The organism is Lactiplantibacillus sp. C232 (assembly GCF_023806725.1).
GTDB lineage: Bacteria > Bacillota > Bacilli > Lactobacillales > Lactobacillaceae > Lactiplantibacillus > Lactiplantibacillus plantarum.
Genome location: NZ_JAMSKZ010000011.1, coordinates 82,684 through 107,016, shown reverse-complemented (window position 1 = coordinate 107,016; position 24,333 = coordinate 82,684). Strand labels below are relative to the sequence as shown.

General features: G+C 43.0%; 22 protein-coding genes. 2 read left to right on the top strand and 20 right to left on the bottom strand.

The genetic code is table 11. The features are described 5' to 3' along the window. Positions 1 to 427: 427 nt before the first annotated feature. From MZO41_RS16855 to MZO41_RS11395, 19 genes are all read right to left on the bottom strand, one after another. Positions 428 to 556, bottom strand: coding sequence for a hypothetical protein (locus MZO41_RS16855; RefSeq protein ID WP_013355956.1), 129 nt, complete (start codon positions 554 to 556; stop codon positions 428 to 430). Positions 557 to 808: 252 nt separating this feature from the next. After that, entirely contained in the window at positions 809 to 1,531 is a 723-nt protein-coding gene (locus tag MZO41_RS11480; protein WP_013355958.1) for a sulfite exporter TauE/SafE family protein, read from the bottom strand. A 59-nt stretch (positions 1,532 to 1,590) separates the two neighbouring features. Further along, positions 1,591 to 1,941 carry an AzlD domain-containing protein gene (locus tag MZO41_RS11475; protein WP_003642419.1) on the bottom strand — a complete coding sequence of 117 codons (351 nt, stop codon included), beginning with the start codon at positions 1,939 to 1,941 and terminating at the stop codon, positions 1,591 to 1,593. A 20-nt stretch (positions 1,942 to 1,961) separates the two neighbouring features. Then, complete coding sequence (locus tag MZO41_RS11470; protein ID WP_003642420.1) at positions 1,962 to 2,747, bottom strand: AzlC family ABC transporter permease; 786 nt, start codon at positions 2,745 to 2,747, stop codon at positions 1,962 to 1,964. A gap of 136 nt (positions 2,748 to 2,883) precedes the next feature. Beyond that, positions 2,884 to 3,381: a GNAT family N-acetyltransferase gene (locus MZO41_RS11465; RefSeq protein ID WP_003642421.1), complete on the bottom strand. Its 498-nt coding sequence runs from the start codon at positions 3,379 to 3,381 to the stop codon at positions 2,884 to 2,886. Between the two features lie 585 nt (positions 3,382 to 3,966). Then, the gene (locus tag MZO41_RS11460; RefSeq protein ID WP_003642422.1) at positions 3,967 to 5,301 is read right to left on the bottom strand and encodes a D-alanyl-D-alanine carboxypeptidase family protein; all 1,335 of its coding nucleotides are present in this window, start codon (positions 5,299 to 5,301) and stop codon (positions 3,967 to 3,969) included. Positions 5,302 to 5,370: 69 nt separating this feature from the next. Next, the gene (locus MZO41_RS11455; protein ID WP_003642423.1) at positions 5,371 to 6,531 is read right to left on the bottom strand and encodes a sensor histidine kinase; all 1,161 of its coding nucleotides are present in this window, start codon (positions 6,529 to 6,531) and stop codon (positions 5,371 to 5,373) included. Between the two features lie 16 nt (positions 6,532 to 6,547). After that, positions 6,548 to 7,237 (bottom strand): response regulator transcription factor CroR, encoded by a 690-nt coding sequence (gene croR / locus MZO41_RS11450; protein ID WP_003642424.1) that lies wholly within the window; start codon positions 7,235 to 7,237, stop codon positions 6,548 to 6,550. A gap of 90 nt (positions 7,238 to 7,327) precedes the next feature. After that, entirely contained in the window at positions 7,328 to 8,017 is a 690-nt protein-coding gene (locus MZO41_RS11445) for a YoaK family protein (protein WP_003642425.1), read from the bottom strand. A 175-nt stretch (positions 8,018 to 8,192) separates the two neighbouring features. Next, positions 8,193 to 9,122: a peptidylprolyl isomerase gene (locus MZO41_RS11440; RefSeq protein WP_003642426.1), complete on the bottom strand. Its 930-nt coding sequence runs from the start codon at positions 9,120 to 9,122 to the stop codon at positions 8,193 to 8,195. Positions 9,123 to 9,390: 268 nt separating this feature from the next. Further along, positions 9,391 to 10,542, bottom strand: coding sequence for an IMP dehydrogenase (gene guaB, locus MZO41_RS11435; protein ID WP_003642427.1), 1,152 nt, complete (start codon positions 10,540 to 10,542; stop codon positions 9,391 to 9,393). A 285-nt stretch (positions 10,543 to 10,827) separates the two neighbouring features. Further along, the gene (locus tag MZO41_RS11430; protein ID WP_003642428.1) at positions 10,828 to 11,553 is read right to left on the bottom strand and encodes a DUF1129 domain-containing protein; all 726 of its coding nucleotides are present in this window, start codon (positions 11,551 to 11,553) and stop codon (positions 10,828 to 10,830) included. Between the two features lie 21 nt (positions 11,554 to 11,574). Beyond that, a complete protein-coding gene (gene ychF, locus MZO41_RS11425) occupies positions 11,575 to 12,675 on the bottom strand; it encodes a redox-regulated ATPase YchF (RefSeq protein WP_003642429.1) in 1,101 nt (366 codons plus the stop codon). Between the two features lie 30 nt (positions 12,676 to 12,705). Beyond that, positions 12,706 to 12,897: a DUF951 domain-containing protein gene (locus MZO41_RS11420; protein ID WP_003639829.1), complete on the bottom strand. Its 192-nt coding sequence runs from the start codon at positions 12,895 to 12,897 to the stop codon at positions 12,706 to 12,708. A 13-nt stretch (positions 12,898 to 12,910) separates the two neighbouring features. Then, positions 12,911 to 13,798 (bottom strand): ParB/RepB/Spo0J family partition protein, encoded by an 888-nt coding sequence (locus MZO41_RS11415; protein ID WP_013355961.1) that lies wholly within the window; start codon positions 13,796 to 13,798, stop codon positions 12,911 to 12,913. Further along, positions 13,788 to 14,555, bottom strand: coding sequence for a ParA family protein (locus MZO41_RS11410; protein WP_003642431.1), 768 nt, complete (start codon positions 14,553 to 14,555; stop codon positions 13,788 to 13,790). The genes MZO41_RS11415 and MZO41_RS11410 overlap by 11 nt, the downstream gene beginning before the upstream one ends. A gap of 2 nt (positions 14,556 to 14,557) precedes the next feature. After that, entirely contained in the window at positions 14,558 to 15,409 is an 852-nt protein-coding gene (noc, locus tag MZO41_RS11405) for a nucleoid occlusion protein (protein WP_003642432.1), read from the bottom strand. 17 nt (positions 15,410 to 15,426) lie between these two features. Then, complete coding sequence (gene rsmG / locus MZO41_RS11400) at positions 15,427 to 16,161, bottom strand: 16S rRNA (guanine(527)-N(7))-methyltransferase RsmG (protein ID WP_013355962.1); 735 nt, start codon at positions 16,159 to 16,161, stop codon at positions 15,427 to 15,429. A 340-nt stretch (positions 16,162 to 16,501) separates the two neighbouring features. Beyond that, a complete protein-coding gene (locus tag MZO41_RS11395) occupies positions 16,502 to 17,785 on the bottom strand; it encodes a NupC/NupG family nucleoside CNT transporter (RefSeq protein WP_003642434.1) in 1,284 nt (427 codons plus the stop codon). A 659-nt stretch (positions 17,786 to 18,444) separates the two neighbouring features. On the opposite strand from MZO41_RS11395, the gene MZO41_RS11390 reads away from it, so the two are divergent. After that, positions 18,445 to 21,396, top strand: a complete 2,952-nt coding sequence (locus MZO41_RS11390; protein ID WP_057705026.1) for a YfhO family protein — start codon at positions 18,445 to 18,447, stop codon at positions 21,394 to 21,396. A 496-nt stretch (positions 21,397 to 21,892) separates the two neighbouring features. After that, positions 21,893 to 22,726, top strand: coding sequence for an alpha/beta hydrolase (locus MZO41_RS11385; RefSeq protein ID WP_128650882.1), 834 nt, complete (start codon positions 21,893 to 21,895; stop codon positions 22,724 to 22,726). A gap of 571 nt (positions 22,727 to 23,297) precedes the next feature. Here MZO41_RS11385 and MZO41_RS11380 read toward each other — a convergent pair. Further along, positions 23,298 to 24,194, bottom strand: a complete 897-nt coding sequence (locus MZO41_RS11380) for a LysR family transcriptional regulator (protein ID WP_003642437.1) — start codon at positions 24,192 to 24,194, stop codon at positions 23,298 to 23,300. Positions 24,195 to 24,333 lie beyond the last annotated feature (139 nt).

Genomic DNA, 24,333 nt, shown 5'->3' with positions numbered 1-24,333 from the left:
GATGGTTTCAATCAATACAATGAACGGGATGTATCGAACAAATAAGATAAAGTACCAGAAGGCCTCGTTAAAACTCACAACATTGAATCTAGTTATCCCTAGAATAATCAAACAGCTAACTAGTATCAAAATTGAAAATAGCTTTTTTATCCTTAATCGTTTGCCAAACTCTGACCCCATAATTACGGCCAGCAACAGCCCACAACTCACATACCCAGTGAGCTGATTACTATCCAGCTTAAATCCAACCTGAACCCCCGTCGAAAAGTAAAGTGCCGCAATGTATATCAGCAAGTAAATCCCTGCAATAACTTGAATTCGTCTGTAGCTATTCATATGTCTCCCCAATTTAGCAGTTCTTAGAATAAAACTATACTAAAAGGAAACCAATAAGCCAATGCTTTTTTCAGCTATGTAGCACCTGTAATTAAGCATCGTTAAAATAAAAAATCTTCAACAATAAATATTTCAATCCCGGTTGTTCAACTTTAGAACCGTGCGCAAGGCCGATTAAGAAGCTACAGCCAGGCACGCTCAACGGCACTATCTTACGCATCCACGTCCGCTCCCAAAACAGATAAGCACTGTTCCAGCTGTAGCTGGCAAATTCTTGATTATTAAATTAATAATATTCAATTTATACATTGGGATTAACTCGTTTATAACCGAAGACAGATTGTCGAAGTGCTACCGCTGCTTTCTGAAAATATTTTTTAACACTTGGACGCTTTGCACCATCAAAAAAGGCCAAACGCATTGCGCCTGACCACTAAAATCAACTCGTAGTGAAGGTGATAAATACCTCGTTCTAAACTGGCACAATCAAATAATACCCGCCACTAAGTCCAATGAACAAGTAGATCAAATGCCGGACTGTCGTCATGGGTAGCCGCGGCAGGATTCGTGCCGCCAGCGCCGTCCCAATGACTGCACCTACCATACCAATCATAATATGGGGGAGCAAGACTGGCGTCAGAATACCGTTCAGTACGCGGACTGTCGAAATATAGACCACATCGATCAAAAAGAAAGTCTGCAAATTTCCCAAGTAATCCGCAGTCGTATCGGCAAGTGATAGAAAATAAAGGGCCATCAGCGGGCCGCCAATACCGAATAACCCATTGAAGAACCCCGAAATAATCATGAAGAGACCGGCTAACCACCACGGATAAGTCTGATTCGCCGCACGTTTGCTCAGACTAAAGTACCCGGCTAACGAAACTAACAGCGCACCTAATAACCGTCGCAATAATTGCACATCTAAAACTTGACCAAGATGTACCGAATAGGCCGCCACACTGGCATAAACGATAAACGGCACAATAATCTGACGAAAGTGGATATGCTGATGATAACGCCAAACTAATGTTATGACACTGGCTGCCATAATAACGCCCGCCACGGCCGCACTTTGAGCAATCGGAAACAACTGTGGTAAAAAGATCATCATGACGATGGCCGCACCAAAGCCCGTTAACCCTTGGACCAGACCAGCCAATAATCCGGGTAAGAAAACCAATAACCATACCATCAACGTATCCTCTTTTCATCATAATAAAAAAGAACCGGGTCACCCAGTTCCAACAAAATCTAAATATGAATTAGTAACACAAAAATCATCACTGAGACTAGACCAATCACCACTGATAAAGTCATTGAACGCGTGCGATAAGCCACAAATCCAACGAGAATAGCAGAAATAATCATCCCCAGATTGCCAGAAGTGATCACTGCGTACTTACTATCGATAAAGACACTTTTAACAACTAACGCCGTGAATAGTGAGACGGGTACGAACCGCATCCATTCATTAAACCATTCTGGGATCTTCCGCTTCGTAAAGAACAGTAGCGGGAAAAAGCGTGGTATGAAAGCCACACACGCACAAAAAATGACCAACCAAAAATGGTCCATACTACTCATTGAGCTGACTGATTGCATAAGAAAAACCCCTCTGTGCCCTACTTGTCAGATTCTTCCATGGCTGTTTGGCCAGTAGGATCGTGAACCTTATAGAGTAAATGACTTTCTGGCTTATGTGCCAACAAGTAACGTTCAATAAAGTAACCGGTCAACGACGCGAGTAGTGTTGACACCACTAGGCCCAGCGTACTCTTCATTAAGACCAGAAAACCTATCGTTAGAACGCCAGACAAAACTGCCACTAAGATAATCAAGCGGCTCTTAGTTTGCATAATTGCCATATAAATGAATAGTGCCGTCAGCGCAAAATCCACCACTTGGAGATTAATCGTCAATGCACTGCCAATCAAACTACCAATAATATTACTTACCGTCCAAAATAATAACGAATAGTGTTCGACCATTAAGGCCTGCGATGGCTTCCAATGCTTGTCCGTCGCAAACTTTAAATAGTTGACCGCGTAATTTTCATCATTCATCGAAAACGCAAACGTAAAAATGAACGGTAATGATTGCCCCTTCAGATAGCGCGATAAGCTGGAACCTAATAAGGCGTACCGTAACTCCAAGAAAAACATCATCAAAATAATGGTTGTCATCGGTGCATTAATTGTCAGCATCGATGCAATTAAAAATTGGGCGCCACCGGAAAAGACCATTACCGAAATTAACGCCGTCAGTAGATGGTTGAACCCGGCCGCATGCAATAAAACCCCACAAGCTAACCCGATGGGAATATAGCTAAGCCCAAGTGGCATTACTGTTCGTAATACCACTAACCAATTTGGCTCGTTCTTTTTCACCAAGAATGCCTCCAGTACCATACCAGTAAAGAATTCTAGCAACAACAGCGAGCGTCAAATTACTTAGACACTCGGACTTAATTTTAACATGTTTTTTATTGCAATCCTACACCTTGTTAAGTTTTTAAGTGTATGTAAGCGGTATCAATACCATTTTTTACTTGAAATGTTGTCCCAGAATCACTAAGTCATTCGGTCGGCCACCTAATTCAGCGACTTCTGGCAGAAACCCCCACTGTTCGTACCCAAACTTTTTGAACAGCTTAATGCTTGGAATATTACTTGAAAAAATATAAGCGATAATCGTTGTTAATCCCAACACAGGTAATTGTTTAGGAACTAATGTCAAAACCTGGCTACCGATTCCCTGTCCTTGAACACTGCGATCCAAATAAACTGAAATTTCAGTCGTCTTTGCATACGCTGCCCGTCCATAAAATGGTGACAGACTAACCCAACCGACCACTGAGTCGTCCTTTACAACAACCCACAGCGGATAGTGTTCAGGGGTATGACTCAAAAACCAATTTCGACGTTGCTCAACCGTAACTGGTTTAAGATCAGCCGTCACTTGATGACTGGGAATCGTTTGATTGTAAATATCTACAATAATGGGTAAATCTGACATGGTTGCAGTTCGTAATGATACGCTCATAGGTGACTTTCACTCCATTCGGTTTAACTACTGTTATCAGTCTTCATTATACAGTTAATCGTGGATCATGCTAACAAATTCTACATAAATGGAATCGCAATTTATCCGCAAAGCTAGCATTCAAATATTAGCAAAAAAAGAAAGAACGCTCAAACTGGAACGCTTGTAGCGAATAGTCGAAGTAGTGACTAAGATAGGCACACGGCCTAATTTAGGGAATAATTTTTAACAAAGCACCTCATAATTATCCCGATTTAAACGTTGCTTTTTTAGCATCGCCAAATGAAGACTATTAATACTCTTTTTATCATAACATCCGCAGCCGTTCAACTTGGTCATCCTTGACAGTGCCTTTTTGAAATTACTCTGGATGCTAATTATTTTTAATTAGCTAAATCAGTGGCACAGCCCTGGTCATTAGTTGCCTGTCATGAATCACTATTGCCAACAAAAAAATCCTCTTTGAGTAGGCAAGTCTCAATTACTAGCTTGCCTACTCAAAGAGGAATATATCTTTTAAGAAATATCTCGTAGCGTTTACTAAGCTAATGCACCCACAGAATCTAATACACTAACTGCTATAATTTAGTTGAACCAGCTCTTAACCCCGCGCCACATCCGTACAAAGATATTTGCTTTGTCGATGGACTTCTTAGGCGTTACATTGATGGTCATATTCTTGCTAGTCGTTCCGTCAACTACCTTGATAGCTTTCTTGCTTAGGTTCAAGTTAACAGTACCGACAGTCTTGCCATTCTTAACGGGTGCTTGTAATTTACCATCGGTTGTCGCCGACTTCTTCAAGCTGACCTTACCAGTAACGGCACTAGCATCCGTCCCGGTTGGCAAGTAAATCTTGGTTGCACCACTATTTGAAACGAGTTGCGACGTTAAGGACTTCCCATCTTGGACATCAACGGCTTTCACACCATTGATCTTGCCATTCTTGTTAATCGTCGTAGTCGTGTAGTTGTGGTAAACATATGACATGATTTCAGCCGTTTGAGTGAAACGTTCCGTCCCACTATCGTTAGCGGCACCGGCATGCATGACGACCGTAATGATCCGGTTACCATTGCTAAACTTAACGGTCCCAGTGAAGGCATTCCCAGCCTTAGTGGAAGTCCCAGTCTTCAAACCATCCACAGGAAGTGCGGAGTAATGTTTAACTAATCCTTTGAGCATGTAGTTTCGGTTATCCATCTTGGTTGCTGAACTAGTGCCCTTTTCAAACCAAGCATGGGCAATGCTAGAAGTCTTTAAAACTTCTGGGTAATCTGATAATAGCTTTTGCGCAACGGTAGCAACATCTTGTGCTGACATTTCGTTTTCAGCACTGGCGGCAACGTTACTGTACCCAATTGTGCTGCCAACCTCTTTATTGGTTAATCCACTGGCATTAATAATGGTAGCGTCCGTGATCCCCCATGATTTAGCCGTCTTCCGCATCAAGCTAACAAACTTATGGGGCGTCCCGGCTACCGCGTCACCCAAGGCTGTGATAGCGGCGTTAGCGGAATAGATTTCAGTCGCGTTATATAATTGCCGCACTGAATACGTCTTCGTTGATAATAACGGTACGTTCGCATATTCCGTGTTTTGGCTCATCTTAGCGACTGCCTTGCTAACACTGATTTTTTGATTCCAAGACAACTTACCTTCATGGATCGCCTTAAGCACTAAATATGTACTTAACATCTTCGTCATTGATGCGATCGCCATTGGCTTACTACTGTTCTTATCATACAGGATCTGACCGGTCGACGCGTCAACCGCAATGGCGGCTTTCGCAGAGATCGATGGTGTACTGGCTGCTTGGGCCTGGAGGTCAGCCCCCGCAATGCCTAAACCAGCTGTACTAAACGTGACTGCCGCAACGAGGGCAATCATAACTTTCTTTAACTTTCCCGCAAATCTCATTTCTCAATTATCCCTTTCTTAATTGCTAATGCTAGTTTTAGTTTAAATAATTATGTCTGTGGAAACAAGTTAATTTATCATATCCGATTGTTTTTTTGTTAATGGGTGGTCATGTTTAACTGGCAAATGAATAACAAAACTTGTCTGCTCATCATCACTTTGCGCATAAATATAGCCACCGTGGTGATCCACGATACTTTGGGCAATCGCTAAGCCCAGTCCAGAACCCCCGGTCGCCTTAGAACGCGATTCTTCAACCCGATAAAACCGTTCAAATAAGCGTCCCAACGACTCAGCTGGAATACGCTGACCATCATTCGTGACGTGAATCACGACTTCTTCACCACGTTGTTCAGCTTGTAATACTACGTTTTTAGCACCAGTTCCATATTTAAACGCATTAGTGATCAAATTGCTGAAGACCCGCCCCAGCTTTTCAGCATCGGCTTCAATGTAAATAGGCTGCGTGCCACTTTCTACTTCAATCTTCAGATGCTTCTTGTTCGCTTCCAGCTCAAAGCTTGCCGCTAACTGTTCTAACATGGCCGTCAAGTTTAACCGATTAATGGCCAACGGTGTCTCTGTCTGCCGTGATTTCGTATATTCAAACAGATCTTCAACCAGTGACTTCATTTGTGTTGCCTTCAAATAGGCAATATGCGCATATTTAATTAAATCCTCTTCTGATTGGTACTGTTTGTTCTCAATTAAGCCTAAATAGCCGATAATTGACGTCAACGGCGTTCGAATATCATGACTGACATTCGTAATTAACGCATCCTTAGACCGCTCAATTTCCCGTTCCTCGTCCATCGAGTGGATTGCCGAGTCTACTAAGGCATTAACACTTTCAACGACTCGTTGTGTATCACCAGTCAGATTAAAGTCAATCCGATGGTCAAAGTGGCCGGCCGCAATATAATGCAACTCACTAATAATATGTCGTAACTGCATCTGTTTGTATCGTCGAATTAATCGCCAATATAATACGAAACCGTCCGCAATCAGCATCAGTCCAATAAAGATGTTTTCATAACTCCATAGCTGGTAGTTATTGGGACCAATGGTAATCGATCGCTTAATTTGGAAAATACCGCTCTGTAACCCCGGATTATGCGCAATCGTACTGTTGATCAGTACTACGATCGACAAGTTTAAAAGGAGTAGCAAAATCACCGTCACTACCCCTTCAAAAAATAATTCACTTTTTTCGCGTCCCGTTAATTTCAAAAGCTAACCCTCACTCTTAACGCGATTCAATCTTATAGCCAACGCCCCAAACGGTCTGAATGACTTTTTCTCCATCCGTGGCTTCTTCGATCTTATCCCGCAAATGACTCACGTGCACCATCACGGTCTTAGCTGAGACAATACTTTCTTGCTGCCAAACACGTTCAAAAATATCATCAGCTGAAAAGACTCGGTTAGGATGACTTGCGAGCAAATACAAAATACCAAATTCTAACGCGGTTAATTGAATATCCTTACCCGTCAACGTTTTAACTTCGTGCGAATCTTTATTGATCGTTAACGGTCCAATGTCCAAAATATCAGGCTCGGTAGTCGTCACGTTATTTTCAGAACGTCGTAATAGTGACTTGACCCGTGCCATAATTTCAAGCGGATTGAATGGCTTGGTGACGTAATCGTCAGCTCCCGTAATCAAGCCCTGAATCTTGTCCATATCACCAGTCTTGGCCGACAAGACTAGGATTGGAAGTTGGGAATCTTTCCGTACTTCTTTGATGACCTCAATCCCATCCATTTCAGGCATCATGATATCCAAAATCATTAACGCAATATCAGGATTCGTATTTAATTTAGTCAAAGCTTCACGGCCATTATAGGCGCTAATTGGTTCATAGCCTTCGTTTTTAATATAAATTTCTAATAGTTGTGCAATTTCTTTGTCGTCATCGACTACTAAAATTTTCATCTTATTTTTCTCCTTAAATAATTCTGTTTTTATTTTACCAAAAAAGCGGCCGGGCTTGGCAGTTAACGATTGATTTTAGAGAAAACGCAACTATTCCGCGTCATTTGCCGTACGGTGAACTAATAACCAAGTATAGTATCCACCTACTAAGATCAATAATCCCGCCGCAACCCATATCGTCCGTAATGTCCACCACCGCTGCAATATCGCCGAAACAATCGCGCCCGTAGCAAAGCTCAACACTAATTCCCAATACACTAAACCAGTGTCAAGCTCCGTGCGCACGCCTGTCAACCAATAATTCGTAAGCGCGATCGTTGCCTTCTTGAGATTACCAGTAGAGAACACGTTATTATAGCCGTGGCCGGCGATTGCGCTGAAGGCTGTCGTCTGCATCGCCATCACGAATGCGAGTGGTGGGACCACCATCGCATTACTAACAGTCGCTGGTAGCATGCCGACCATTAAACAAACAACCAGCTCTGCCACCAAAACGGGCAAGCGCCAGTAGTGTGACCGCGCGCCCAACCATTGTTTCAGTATACCCACAACAATTACACCTAGTGTAAAAAAGAGGACTGTTGCTAATTTAGTCAACACACCCGGTAAATTCCACTGTGCCACATCAACACTGAGAAAAATCAAATTACCCGTTTGACCAGCTGCTAAGACACCACCCCGTTGGATGAATGTGTATGCGTCAATAAAGCCACCGATACAGGTTAAGCCCAAGCCAATTTCTCGTAACTGGAATAAATGGCGTGACTGAAACCGTTGCATCTACTCACCTACTTAATATGTTGAATTTGGCACCTCACTAAACTGGTACAATACGTTTTAATAAGTCCATCATAGCGCAATTAATCATCAGTACCTAACGAAAACGCGCCTTTTAACCCATGACAGGTTAAGAGACGCGTTCATAATCATCACATCATTGCTGATGATTCTATTGTTAGCTATTTTGGGTGGTTAAATAATCATTAAACGCTGGTGCGAAATGGGCATCAACTACCTTAACGTGGGCCGCTTTGAAAACTGACCGAATCGTCGCAACTTGCGTCTGCTTGTCCATCATCCGCTGTTGCTGGATTTTTTCACGCAAATAATTTGTCACATCAATCCGCTTACCGCTATCATCAGTTACAGCCGCAGTCTTAGATCGACGACTGACAACGTTGATAATTTCATAAGTTGGTTTGTCTTTCGTGTCGGCAGTTTCCATAACTGTTTTGACCGGTTTCGTGACATAGTGTCCCACTCGTAGTTTGGCTGTAGCCTGTACAATTGCTGGTGCTAGAGTTTGATTATAACTGTCAAACTGCGCTAATTTTCCAGCAGTTGTGTGCGCTTGTCGATTATTCTGATATTTTCGCACTTGCGAATCAAAGCTAGCACCCGCATTCAGTTCAGCAATAATTTTTTGCGCTTGCTTCTCATTGGCCGTCGCAATGTGTTGAACCGTTGTCATTGGCATATAAGCTGCTCGGGCTTTTTTTAGTTGTGCTTTAGTCACTGGATACTTAGCACTAATGGCTTTCTCCATCAATAAATTCGCTTTGATTTGCGATTTTAAACGCGGTTCAGTGACATGATTACGTTCTAAAATCATGTGATAATTTGCGCCTGCCTGCCGTTTGAATGCTTTTAATTTAGCAGTTACTTCAGCTTGTGAAACATGATATCGTTGATTAAGGACTTTGTTTAGAGTCAATTCTTGAACAGCCTGTTGCGTCGTCGCCTGGTTTTCAATTTGTTTAAATACTTCCGCTTGTGTGACCTGGCCAGCATCTGACTTGACCAATGTCGTAGCCTTCGCTTGACACCCTGTTAACATGACTGCGATGACTAGACTCGCACCTACCCCTATTAACCGATACTTCATTTATATTAGCCCCTTTCTTTGCATCACTAATACCACGATATCATTAAAAATCTAATGAACTTAATAAGTAACACAATCGTGTACAGAGCTAGTATCAACGTCCTAACAAGAAAGAAACACTACGGTCAATCTACACGAACGTTACATCTGCCTATATCTTCCGCTGGTACTCACCAGACAAAAAAACGTAGAACAAAGTTGATGTTCTACGCTTACTTGATGCTTATTCAACTAAACCAATCAGACTGACTCATACGATATCGTCATTTTAACCGTTGACTGAATAGTTCGGTGCATTCTTTGTAATTTGAATTTCATGTGGATGTGATTCGCGGAGCCCAGCGCCAGAGATTTCAACAAACTGGGCGTTTTCAATCAAGGCATCAATGTCCTTAGCGCCAACGTAGCCCATGCCAGAACGTAAACCACCTAACATTTGGAAGATAATATCATCAACGCTGCCTTTGAATGGCACACGTCCTTCAACACCTTCTGGAACTAACTTGTTCGCTTCGTTCACGCCACCTTGGAAGTACCGGTCAGACGAACCATGAGCTTGTGACATCGCCCCAACGGAACCCATGCCCCGATAGAACTTGTATTGACGGCCATCGTCAAAGACAACCTCACCCGGTGCTTCGGCTGTTCCGGCTAACATACTCCCAAGCATCACGGCGTTACCACCAGCAGCGAGGGCCTTAACGATATCACCGGAATACTTGATCCCACCATCAGCAATGATAGCTTTGCCGTATTCGCGAGCAACGCTGGCAGAATCATAAACCGCTGTTAATTGTGGCACCCCGACACCAGCGACAATCCGGGTCGTACAGATTGAACCAGGGCCAATCCCCACTTTAACAACATCAACACCAGCTTCAAATAAAGCACGCGTGCCTTCTGCCGTCGCAACGTTACCAGCAATCAATGTCTGCTTAGGGAAGTGGGCCCGAATTTCCTTGATCTTCCGAAGCACACCAGCGGAATGACCATGAGCCGTATCAATAACGATGGCGTCCGCACCAGCGGCAAATAGGGCTTCAGCCCGGTCAAAGGTATCACTAGTGACCCCAACAGCCGCAACGGCCAACAAGTGATTGTTGGCATCAACGGCAGCGTGTGGGTGATCATCATCCTTAACGACCGCTTTGATCTTCTTAACTTCTTCAGCCTGCGCTTCAATGCTTAAGTTCTTATGGATAACAGCTAAGCCACCTTGGTTGGCCATCGCGATTCCCATTGCGGATTCTGAAACAGTATCCATTCCCGCACTAATAATTGGAATATTCAGCTGTAAATTATCGGCAAGTTTAACACCTAAATTGACTTCATTCGGTAAAACATGACTTTCGGCCGGAATTAATAGTACATCATCGAACGTATAACCCTTTTTTCCAAACTTTGTATCCCAATTAGACATTGAACGTTAGCTCCTTATGTTTTTATTTTTATCTGTAAAGGTAACAAAACATCGCGATAAATGCAAGGGGTTGCGCAGATTTTCAGAAAGTTCTTATTTTAAGCCTGTAACGCCCAACCGAATGTTCCAGGTTGGGCCGAGCGTACTTCACACACAACTTTCATTCAGTCATTACATCCGTATCACCAGTTTAAAAGCTAACTAGGTGAATAACAAGCAATGACCACTTGCAATCGACAAAAAGACAAGCCAATGCACGCCATCAGCTTGTCTTTCAGTCCGAGCCTAAAACATGCTCGTCGTAATATTAAAGCGCCGCTTCAACCACATCCGGGCGAAGAAGACGACGACGGCAATGATCAAGTACGCGATTCCTGGTAAGACCGGGTTCAATGGTCCTTGAATCATTGACATGGTTGTAAAGACTAACATCCAAACGATGATAGCCAGTACTGACCACGCGATTTTCTTCCATAACGAAACTTTCTTGCCATCTTTAGCAGGCATTAAGTATTCGAATAACTTAGCAACGCCCAAACCACCAATGGCGGACGTAATCAGAATAGCGGTGATCCCGTTGGCACCAGCTGAATTCTTAGTAGCGTTCGTGCCGATGAAGCCCATGATCCCGTACATTAAGCAGAAAATCATGAATAGCATCAAGCCATTATCCAGCGCCGTGACCCAATAGTTCGCCTTTTGACGTTCTACCGGTGTCTTTTTTGGATTCACAATCTCTTCGGTCCGTTCTTGAACGGTCCCGTATAATTGACGAGCCGTGGTTCCCCGACCTTGTTCCGCTAACAATGTAGACGTCATTTCATTCAGAACTGCCGTCTTTTTCTCACCACTCAACGCTGTGGCATCAAGTGACTTGCGCATCTGACGCATATATTCAGCATTGCGCTTCGTCAACTCAGTCGCTTCGTGAACTGGCCGTTCTGCGGCTTGAGCCTGCTTGGCCCCGGCCGCGGCGTTCCTAGGTGTCTTTGAAGTTTCGCTCTCACTCACTATACAATTGCTCCTTTCAGCTTAAACGTTGAAGCGGAATTCGACGATGTCGCCATCTTGCATGACATAGTCCTTACCTTCCAAACGCAGCTTACCATTTTCCTTGACCTTTGCTTCTGAACCGGCTTCATCCAAAGCATCGTAAGACATCACTTCAGCCCGAATAAATCCACGTTCAAAATCAGAGTGAATAATTCCCGCTGCTTGAGGGGCCTTAGTACCGCGTTTAAACGTCCAAGCCCGGGTTTCCTTACCACCAGCCGTGAAGAAGGTTTCCAGTCCTAATAGCTTGTAAGAAGCCCGAATCAGCTTATTCAAGCCAGGCTCTTCAACGCCTTCAGCTGCTAAAAAGTCGGCCTTGTCGTCATCATCTAGTTCGGCAATTTCTTCTTCAGTTTCAGCAGCAACACCAATGGCTTGGGCTCCTTCTTGCTTAGCATAGTCCGCAACCACTTGGAAATACTTAGAGTTTTCTGGATCGGCCATGTCATCTTCGGCAATATTGGCTACATACAGCACTGGCTTAGACGTTAATAAGAATAAGCCCTTGACGATTTGTTGGTCATCTTCGTTGAATTCTAGTGAACGCACGGGTTTGCCGGCTTCCAAGGCAGGTTTGATCTTTTGCAAAACAGCGAGCTCAGCCTTAGCTTCTTTATCGCTCCCCTTAGCAGCCCGTTGCACTTTAGCCAAACGCTTATCAACAGCTTCTAAGTCCGCTAAACTCAATTCTAGATTAATTGTTTCAATATCATCTTGCGGATCGACTTTACCCGTCACATGGGTGATATTGTCATCATCAAAGGCCCGGACCACGTGCACAATTGCGTCAACTTGGCGGATGTTTTCAAGGAACTTGTTCCCAAGTCCTTCACCCTTACTAGCACCCTTGACGATCCCGGCGATATCCGTAAATTCAAAAGTCGTGGGAACGACCTTCTTTGCGGGGATGATTTCTTGAATTCGGTCTAGTCGTTTGTCGGGAACTTCAACCATCCCAACGTTGGGGTCAATCGTCGCAAATGGATAGTTGGCCATTTCGGCGCCCGCCTTCGTAATTGCGTTAAACAATGTGGATTTACCAACGTTTGGTAACCCAACGATACCTGCTGTAAGTGCCATATCGGTTATTCACTCTTCCTTTTTTAATAATTAAGCTTGATCGGCTTTGCTTTCTAATACCTTTTTGAGTTTTTTATTGAACTCACGACGCGGCATCATGACCACGTGACCACATCCCGTACATTTAATCTTAATGTCAGCGCCCATCCGGGTAATTTCCCAGCGATTGACACCACACGGATGCGCCTTTTTCATCTCGACAATATCACCTAAATCATACATGCGCAACGCCCCTTTATAAATTAATACTGAGAATTTCTAAAATCCGTGTCAAATCTTCATTTGACAAGTACGGAATTTCAATTTTCCCTTGATCAGCTTTGTTCGCCTTAGTTTGAATCGAAACGGCCGTCCCAAACTTCTCTTGTAATTGTTCTTCACTCGCACGGATGTACGGTGACTTCTTGGGTGCAACTTTTTTGGCCGGCTCCTTGGACTCGCCGTTATAACGCGCCACGATTTGTTCCAACTGACGGACCGTCATGTTATCCTTCACGACGCGCTTCGCTAATGGCGCTAACTTGGTTTTATCCTTCAAAGACAAAAGCGTTCGAGCCTGGCCCATGGACAGTTGGCCCTTTTGGATATACTGTTTGACCCCATCTGGCAAGCCCAATAACCGCAAATAATTAGCAATATATGGCCGACTCTTGCCTAGGCGCTTTGAGACTTCCGCCTGCGTCAACTTCAGCTTCTTCATCAACGAATCGTAGGCCGCAGCTTCTTCAAGCGGAGTTAAATCTTCCCGTTGTAGATTTTCAAGCACCGCTACTTCCATCATTTGTTCTTCGGTAACATCACGGACAATGGCTGGAATAGTCGTTTGATGAGCGAGCTTCGACGCCCGAAAACGCCGTTCACCAGCAATGATTTCATATTTATTCAGCTCGGCATCCGGTTGTCGTACAATGATTGGCTGGAAAACGCCGGACTTTTCAATCGAGCTGGCGAGCTCCTTAAGTGCCGTCTGATCAAAAGTTCGCCGGGGTTGGTACGGATTGGCATGAATATCCTTAAGATCTAGATCAACCACGGCTTCTTCACTAGCTGGTTCGTTAACATCGGCAAACAGGGCTCCAATACCGCGTCCCAGCGCCTTATTATCTTTATCTTTACTTGCCATGAGCGGCCAACACTTCCTTTGCTAGAGCTAAGTAGACTTGCGCACCTTTCGAACGGGCATCATAATCGACAATCGATAGGCCGTGGCTAGGTGCTTCAGATAACCGCACATTGCGGGGAATAATCGTCTTATAGACGGCGTCCTTAAAGTATTTCCGAACTTCTTCGTTGACCTGGGCTCCGAGATTGGTACGGGCATCGTACATAGTCAATAGCACGCCTTCAATTCGCAACTGTTTATTAAAATGTTTTTGTACGAGCTTGATCGTATTCAATAACTGACTCAGCCCTTCCAAAGCATAGTACTCGCTTTGAACCGGAATCAAAATCGAATCACAAGCCGTAAACGCATTAATGGTCAGCAAGCCTAACGACGGTGGACAATCGATCAAAATATAATCATAATCATCCTTCACGTCATCGATGGCATCACGTAAGCGGGTCTCACGTGCCATCATCGGTGTCAGTTCGATTTCTGCCCCAGAAAGCTGAATTGTAGCCGGAACGATATCTAAACCCTTATGACTCGTTGGGATAATGGTTTCTTTAATGGGAACGTCATTGATTAAAACGTCATAGATTTCACGTTCGATGGTCGACTTTTGAACACCTAAACCACTGGTCGCATTCCCTTGCGCATCCGTGTCAATTAATAAAACTTTTTGGCCTAATTCGACCAGACTAGCCCCGAGATTAATACTCGTGGTTGTCTTGCCAACGCCACCTTTTTGGTTAGCGAGTGCAATTACGGTTCCCATAATTATTGATCACCCCTTGGTTGATTTTTTGGAATTTCAATCGTAATCCGATACCCGTCATCCGTATCCTCTTCATGGGTCTTCACGGGTAAGCCGGCATCAGTTACCATCTTAATTGATTTTTTGATCGTATTCACAGCAATTCGCGTATCGCCGGTCAACCCCCGTGCACGTTTGCGTTTGGGCTTCGGCGGCGTTTGGGTCTTCGCCACTAGCTGTTCTGTTTCTTTGACCGTCAATTGATCAGCAAGCACCCGTTTCAAAACCGCAGCCTGTTGCTCCACAGCCAAGTTGAGTAGTGCGCGGCCGTGCCGTTCGCTGATTTGTCGCTGCAACAACGCCGTTTGAACCGGCTGTGCTAACTTCAACAATCGCAACTTATTCGCAACTAACGACTGACTTTTGCCCAATTCTTTCGCTAGCGCCGATTGCGTTAATTGGTTGAGTTCCATCAGTTCTTGGTAGGCCCGAGCCTCTTCAATGGCCGTTAAATCTTGTCGCTGTAGATTCTCGATCAGCGCCATTGACGCGGTTTCACCATCATCCATCTTTTGAATGATGGCCGGCACATCTGCCCAATGAAGTGAAGAAATGGCGCGGAACCGCCGCTCACCAGCGATAATTTCGTATTTCTGCGGTTCGTATTCCCGCAAGACAATTGGCTGCAACAAGCCGTGATCCGCAATCGTAGCAGCCAATTCAGCAATACCAGTTTCATCGAAGACTTGCCGGGGTTGAAACCGGTTGGGGATAATGGCAGTGACCGGAATACGGACAATTTGTTGCTCCGTGGGGGTCGTGGCCGCCTCGGTTTTATGTTTATCACGATTAGAACCAAATAATGAAAATGCCATTGAAATTACCTCCCACCTTACATTGGTGCCGTTAACGGCTGTTTCGCCGGTGTCCCCGGCTTGCGTGGATACCGCTTCGGTGACGGCTTCTTCTTATCAATAACAATGATATGGCGCGGATCAGCAGTCACGGGCAAACTAAAGGCCTCGTCCTGAACAATTTGGCCCCCTAATTGTTGAACGGCGTATGTCCCTTCAGCCGTTTCAGTACGGGCATTGGCTGCTTTCAATGCAATCATCTGGCCGCCAATTTTAACGAGTGGTAGGCAGAGTTCGCTCAATACTGATAGGCGCGCTACTGCCCGAGCCGTCACGATATCGTAGCTTTCCCGGTGAGCAGACTTCTTGCCAGCAAACGTTTCAGCGCGATCATGGAACGTTTTCACACCCGTTAAGCCTAATTGTTGGACTAGATCATTTAAAAAATTGATTCGCTTATTCAATGAATCAACGATCGTCACTTGTAACTGTGGGAACGCAATTTTGAGCGGAATCGACGGGAAACCGGCTCCAGCGCCAACATCACAAATCGTGAGCGGTTGATCACGCAGCGCAGGAACGTAGAATGCTGGCGTGAGTGAATCGTAAAAATGTTTAAGATAAACTTCTGGTTCCGCTGTGATCGTGGTCAGGTTGAACTGCTTATTAGTCGTGACCAATAGTTGAAAATACAGCGCAAATTGTCCCAATTGTTTTGCCGTCAGCGCAATCTCGTGTTGGGCTAACGCTTGTTTAAATTCTTCTGGATTCATTAGTAATAGCTCTCCTTAAAGGGGTCACATTCGTCCTCTTTTTGTGAAACAACTCAATGTTTCACGTCACCTCATAACTTTAACGTAAATAACACTTAAAATCAATGCACAGCCCCGCTGTAAAAATCGCAATAACCCTTGAAAAGTCTGCTTTTACAGCCATCATTGACAGCTATTCTAGTTTGCAATTTTTCTAGTCAAATTCATGAACTGCCTTGAACATCTCACCGTTAAAAACGACACCGGATAAAAGTATGACCGGATGATTCATTAATAAAAAAGAGGCCAGCCGAATAGCTGACACTCTTACGTTTAATTCAAGATTAAATTATATCACCGACTACCAAACGAACAACCCAACGACACCGGCTGATAGTAAGGAGACCAGGATCCCAGATAATAGCATGTAACCAACATTCCGTGAAATCAAATCGTTCTTTTCACGATCAACGATTCCCTTGAAAGCTCCAATAATCATCCCAATCGTTGAGAAGTTCGCGAAGGACGTTAAGAAGACCGTTAAGACTGCCCGGAAATGCGGTGCAAAATCGTTAACTTTGCTGGAAACTTCACCCATGACAACGAATTCGTTAGTCACTAATTTCGTTCCCATATATGAAGCCATTTGGAAAGCATCACTTGGGTTAAAGCCAAGTAACCATGCAAATGGGAACATGACAACCCCAAAGATGTTTTCAAGTGATAAATTGCTATTGATTAAACCTAACAACTTATCAATTAATTTGGCTAACGCTACGAAAGCAATAACGTTAGCAGCAATAATCAAAATCAAGCGACCAGCGCCTAAGATTGAATCACCCAAGAAAGAGAAGAATGGTTCGCGAGCTGGTTTAGCTTCCTTAACTTGTTCATTAGCTAATTCTTCAGAACCGCTCGTTTCAGTGGTGGCAGTAGTTTCTTCAACAGCCGCACTACCTGAGATTTTCGCAATGGTATCTTCTTCCGGCTTAACTTCGACCGGATTCAAGATTGCAGCAATAATCGCAGCGTTTAAGACGTTCATTGGCACCGCCGTCAAAATGAATTGACCAGGCATCATCTTAATGTAAGCCCCTAAGATCGATGCCGTCACACAACTCATTGACATCATCGCAATCGTCAAGTTTCGTTGTGCCTTCATCTGCTTCAATTGTAACTGCGAAACAGCAAGAGCTTCCGTGTTGCCCAAGAACATCATTTCAACAACGAAGAATGATTCGAACTTTGGTTGACCAGTAATGTAAGCTAAGCCCCGGCCAACCCATTTGATAATCCATGGTAATACGCCAATATAGGTCAAAATATCGAATAATGGCACAATCAACAAGATTGGTAATAATGAACTAGTGACGAAGTCCATCGACTTAACGTTAACCCAACTAGCTAACGCAAAGGCGATCCCATCGTATGATACATTGACGAGCCAAGTGAAGCCATCTGCCGCTGCTTTAACCGCGTCGACACCGACTTGTGAACCCGTTAAGAACCATGCCAATAAGACTTCTAGTACTAACATGACACCAACTGAACGCCAGTTAATGGCGTGCTTTTGCTTGGAGAATAAGTAGGCAATGGCAATAAAAACCACAATCCCAATAATATTAACTACCAAGTTAAAGACCATGTGAATAATCCCTCTTCCCTATGAATGTAAGAAATATGACAAAACTACTTCTATTAATTTACCATTTAATACGCACTTGCGGTAGCACTTTTTAAAGAAAAGCTTAAGTTCTTAATTAGGCCGTACCAATTTATTGAAAGGCCCCGTCCAGATAGTGCTGGTAACCGTGGGAATTTTAGTTATGTCTGCCCAATTTCATTCTAAATTTTAGTAATTCTGCTAATCAGAGATCGAAAATTTAGGCCCATCTTGATTAACCGTTAACTTATTGTGACTAGAATTAATTTATTAACTTAGTAATCTATCTGAGTATTCTCTAAGTCGTTAAGTTACAAACTAATAGCAATAATAAAACCCACACATTATAATCTGTAAAATTAAAGTATCATGATTCAATTTACCTATATTTCTCACCGCAAGTACCCGTAATTCAAAGTCATTGTATCAATCAAGGGCCAATTTAATAAATCATTATCAGTTAATAAATACCTCAAATCATTAAATAACAGTTGAAAATCACCAGTTACTTGGCAGATAATAGACTTTTGTTGTTACAACCCGGGAATCATTGAGATTGACTATATCTCTATGTTGGTTGCATTCAATTATTTTTAGTTAATCTTTTTAAAGCTTTATGCCAATATACAAAGGAGAATTTCATGCGTCATTTGGGGAAAGTACCAGTTTGGATTACTTATACAGTAGCCTTTATTATTTTAACTTGCATCATTTATAGTCCACTATTTCTGGACGGACGGTCTTTGATTTGGACAGTAGATGGGATTTCACAGCATTTGCCAATACTAACAGCATTCCAAAAAATGCTTAAGGGAATTGGCACACAATCATTATTTGGATGGTCTTGGAATCTTGGCCTAGGAGCCGATCAAATGACGACTTTTGCGTATTACGTTGTCGGCGATCCATTCAACTACTTAGTCGCTCTATTTCCAACTACTAAAATTGAATTTGCATATCAGTTTCTGATTTTGATTCGCTTATATGCTACGGGCCTAGCTTTTTTAACATTTGCTAGGATATGGCACTTTAGCCGCTTAAGTCTTTTAATTGGTTCTTTAACATATACCTTCACTGCTTTTGCACTTCACATCGGCATGCATCATCCCTTCTTCTTATTACCCCTCATCTTTTTCCCATTATTATGTTGGGGAATTGAGCGAGTATTCAGAGGAAAATCATGGTGGCCCCTGGCAATAGTAATTGCAATCACGGTTGCCAGTAACGTTTACTTTGCTTACGTATTAGCACTCGGGAGCGTTATTTACACAATCTGGCGTTATTGGCAACAATATCGTCAAACAAAAACGTATACACGATTTTGGCAATTGATTTACCACTTATTAAGCGCTGTTTTAGTCGGTGTAGCGTGTGCAGCAGTGTTAGTTATTCCGACCGTCCTCGCCATGTTGCACTCGACACGTACAGGTGGCCAATTTGCCAACGGATTATCGCTCTACCCATTAAGTTATTATATTGCGCTACCCAATTTGGTTTTAAATAGTGATGGGATGCCGTTTTGGGTCATTTTAGGTATCAGTAGCCTAACTTGGTTAGCTATTTTACATTCGTTACGTCATTTTAAACAACGATGGGACTTAAATAGTCTACTCATTATTTTATTAGTAGGCCTATTACTTCCAGCTGTTGCAGCCACATTCAACGTTCTATCTTCGCCCTCCAATCGTTGGCTATTATTAAGCACTTTGCTGTTCAGCGTTCTTACAATGCGACTCATCGATGACTGGAAAAAACTTGATAGTTGGGATTACCGACTATTTCTAGGCGCCAGTGTTGGCTTAATTATAATTATTTGGGTCGTAAATGGTTTTACTTTTAACGTTAGTGCGCGCGACCTAATATCATATATATTACTATTCGTCTTAATCACCTGGTTTATCGGGTCAAGTGCGATGCATTTAAGCCGCTTAACACTGATAATTGGCTGTTTCACTCTGCTATGTCTTAATCTAATTAATACTGGCTTTGGTGCAACTATGACCAGTTCCGGAGTTGCCAATCCACAACAACTATATCGTGGAAGTGCCACGAGTTGGATTAATAAATATTTGGATGGTGCTCAAAAAGCTTTACCGCGTAATGATAATTTCTATCGAACTACATTAACCCCTGGATTCTATGCTAGAGGAGCTGCTTCTGGAAAGAAAAACATCTCAATGTTGCTCGGCACCCATGATATTGCATCCTATTTCTCAGTACAGAATAGAAGTATTAGCCAATTTTCACAGTCAATTGGCAATCAAGAGGCCGATCCTAATTCACCACTAAGCACAGCTGATGGTCGGACAACAACACGCAACCTTCTGGGGGTCCGTTATATATTTGAACTAGCAGACCGTTATGACCCTAAAAATATTCCCGTAGGCTATCATGCTTTAAAAAACAACGATGGGCACGTGCGTATATTTAAAGATCAACCAGTGGCCGGTGGATTATCTAACAAAACCGGAACTATCGTTTTTGTTAATGACAACTTTTTACCATTAGTATCCACGCAAAACGCTCAGATTAGCGCAGCCAAATATCAACGATTAAATGCTGTTGATAAAGAGCAAGCAATGATACAAGCGCCGATTACTGATAAGCCAATAACTGGTGTTAAACAAGTGCAACCTCAAAAAATAGCCACCACTGTCCCCTATACCGTTAAAGTTAGGAATGTTACCGACAGGCCAGTCAACTCTTCAAGCCGACTAAGCCAGAAATTAGTCACTACTAATAAAAAAATTGTTAATGACAATCAAACCACTAACAAAGATGGTCTACATCAATTAGTTAGTGATTGTCAGGGACATCAATTGACCTATGATTTAATTCTTGATCATCCTGAAAAGTGGCAAAATAAAGAGTTATATTTAGAGGTTAGCGGTATGACAATGGTCAAACCTACGTTGAATCAATTTTTGCAAAATAATGCGGCTAATGCCGTATTTGCTAATCGCCCCAATACAACATTAGCTAAGATTCAACAGTTTCGCCAGGCACTTCATACTGATTGGCAACTCAGCGGTTACTATTTATCCGCATCAACCGCTTATCGAAGTAACAACTTTTCACAACAATCACCAACTAATCTTTCGAATTATTCGATTCGAAAACGTGTTATTTTAAATTTAGGCTATTCAAGTCATTTACGAAGAATCGTGACCGTTCGTTTTAGTCAAGTGCCTGAACTAAAAATCCATCATGTAAAATTAATGGCAGTTGGATTTAAGGGGCGCTACCAGCGTCAAATCAAGGCCATTCAAAAGCACGGCCTTAAACAACAAAAGGTAACTAACAACACCATTACGGGTCACACTCAAGCACAAACTGCCAGCGTATTAACTACCTCGATTCCATATTCAACTGGTTGGCACTTAACAGTTGATGACAAACCAACTAAGACTCAAGTTGTTAATACAGGTTTCGTTGGTGCAAAAATTCCCGCTGGTCAGCATAAAGTCAAATTACAATATCATACACCCGGATTACGATTGGGCGCTATAATTTCGTTAATTGGCCTTTTGCTTCTACTGGTTAGTATCCTTTGGCAATCACACGCTTGGTTGCATAATCAATCAAACCAGTAAGAACTCCAGTCTATTTTCTCGTATTAAAATTTACACGTAATTCATGCTTTCTGATCAAAAAAGTTCGATTCGTCATTGAATCGAACTTTTTCTATCAGCTCCCATTTTGAATAATAAACCAATGATGAACTGACTTGATGACAACTGAAAATTCAGTCGTTAAGTACCCCGCAACCGCGGAGTGCCCCTGCCAAGGAATTCTATTATACCGCGTTTAGTCCGTTTGCGAACTAATTAGTTGACCTGACCATTAAATGGGACTAAACTACGGACAATTAATGAAAGGGGGTGATGCTTTTTGAGTACCATATGTGATCTTAAAGCATCAGTCTCTGCCCTATTCGGAGCACATGACTGATACCTTTAAGGAGTCCCGACCAAATTTACTTGGTCGGGACTTTTGCTATCTAAAAGTGTGTATAAACAGTTGCAAGTTGACTGTGAGTGGCTTACATTAAAAGTGCAGTTTATTTGGAGATATGGAGTAACGGGAAATATGAAAGCAACGACAAAACAAGTATTGACAGGCGCTACCTGGCTAGTAGTTCTGCTAGCAATGATCGGTGGTACCATGCTTTGGCAACAACAAGTCCACAAGTCAAAACCGGTCACCACCATAACAGTGACTTCTACTGAACGTATTCCAATGGTGCTCTTACTAGATGACCACTTAACTCACAATCAGATTCAGCAATTAACTGCCCATATTCAAAACAGTAGCGCCACTCAGGCACTGGTCACCGCCAAAATTACAGCGACGGGGACCGTGACATTTAAAGGGCAATTGCTCAACAGTGACAACCGCCCCTACATACAAGTGCAACTGCCCAAGAACCTTGATTCAAACCGACAAACGCATTTATTAAAGCAACTCCTAACCGCCGCCCGCCAGCAGTTTAAATTTCGCCGGTTTAACCTTGTCAGTTACGGTCGTGGCGGTCTCACTGCCACTAACTATGTCGAACACACAACAACAAGCTTATCACCACAACACCTTGTACTGATGGCCACCCCATTTAACGGCGCCAGCCGCCAAAGTAACAATCGTCGCCAAACGACGCCGGTTGCCGCCAAGTCGCAAACGGCCGCACTAGCTAAATTGATTGCACACCGCCATACCATTGATTCCAAGATGCAGGTATTGATTGTCGCTGGAAAAGCCATCAAAGCTGACCAACCCCTACCACTGCAAAGTGCCCTGGCTGGTCAATCTATCTTCAAGCCAGTGGTAAAGGTCTATCAACAAAAAGTGTTGCGCTCATGGCGCACCCAATCCGGCTTACTCAACAACCATCAAATCGGTAATACGATTCAAACGTTTATAAACTGATTTCACCCGTCCAATCGACCTAGCCATCATTTTTGCTCAGAGTGCTTATCTAAAACATATCTAAAAGATTAATAGCCACCTTTCCTGACAACCAACTTGGTCTACTGGAAAAGCGGCTATTTTTAGCTTTAATTGTGCGATCTGGTCGTAGTAAGCCTTTAACGTTAAAAGCAGCCAGCTTAAGTCCGCTGAAAAAAGTTTAAGTTAGTGCCAACCCTGCCTGGTTGAGCGCGTCCTACAACGCCTTCCAGTCGGGATAGCGTTCGAATGGCGGACATGTGCGTATTCCGTTTCTGATGAATTGGCCGTGGCTATTTTAGCGACAGCGACTTTGCCATATAACTGTCAGTCTGATAATAGAATTACGACTGTTCCATGATCTTTATACTGAGGTATTCAAAACAGTTGATGTCCCATTAACATTTGTTCAAAGTTCTTAGTAGTAAATAATAATTTAACGACTAATTGCACCAGTTAGGCGGTCGTTCATCTACCTTTCGAGTGGCTTCCCGAAACATGCTCAATGCCACTGAAGTCTGTGCTGGCTACGCCAACGCTCTGCCTAACTTTGCTACTGCCATAACATCTGATCCGGATACTCCTTGGTCAAAAACTGTTTAATAGCACGAATCATGATAGCCGTTGAAGGAGCGGCCGCCTGGGTTTTGTTGGCAACTAAGGCAATCTCACGATTATAAGGTTCGGCAAAGGAAAACGTGTTAACATCTCCAGTTAGCTTCCGTAGTGCTAGCTGAGGCAAAATGCCCATGCCTAAACCGGATTCTACCATTGAAATAATAGATTGATCATCAATCGAGAATCGTAAAAAGTTATTAGTAACGTGGTAGTGGTCCAGTGCTAGCTTGGTGTCCCGGTCATAATCGCTTTGTTGTAGAATAAAGTTCTTATCCGCAACGTCATCAGTCGTGATGAATTCACCATTTTCTGGAATAAAATCAGCGGGCGTCACACAATAGATTGGATCATTGATCAGTGAATGCACTAATAAGTTCTCATTGACTGGCATCGACGTAAACCCAATATCGATAGTACCGATCTTGGCCCAGTTGGTTATTTCATTAAAGTTACCTTGCATGACTGAAATCTTAATATCAGGATATTTATGATTAAATTCGCGAATAATTCGGGGCAACCAGTTGATACAGACACTACTGAAACCGCCGATCCGTACCGATCCAGAGTGCAATCCTTGAATATTATCGGCAACTTGTCGCAAGTTACTTTCCGTATTCAGAATCTCTTGAACATAGGGTAAAACCTGCCGCCCATCACTAGTAAGTTCAACGCCTGAACGGTTACGGATGAATAGCGGAAAACCCAGTTCTTTTTCCAACTGATTGATCGAATGACTGACCGCACTTGGCGTAACGTTAAGCGTAGCGGCCGCTTGATAGAATGTATGTTGGGCAACGACCGTTGAAAAGACTTCATATGCGAAGTTTGCCATAATGATTTACCTCTCTTAGGTGAATTTATTTCACTTATTATTGAAAAAGTTGAGTTTTACTAATTACAAGCTTTATTTTATCATATTGATAATCAAAGAAAACAGTTTAAGTACAAAAAACTGAGTGGGGGAAAATTAT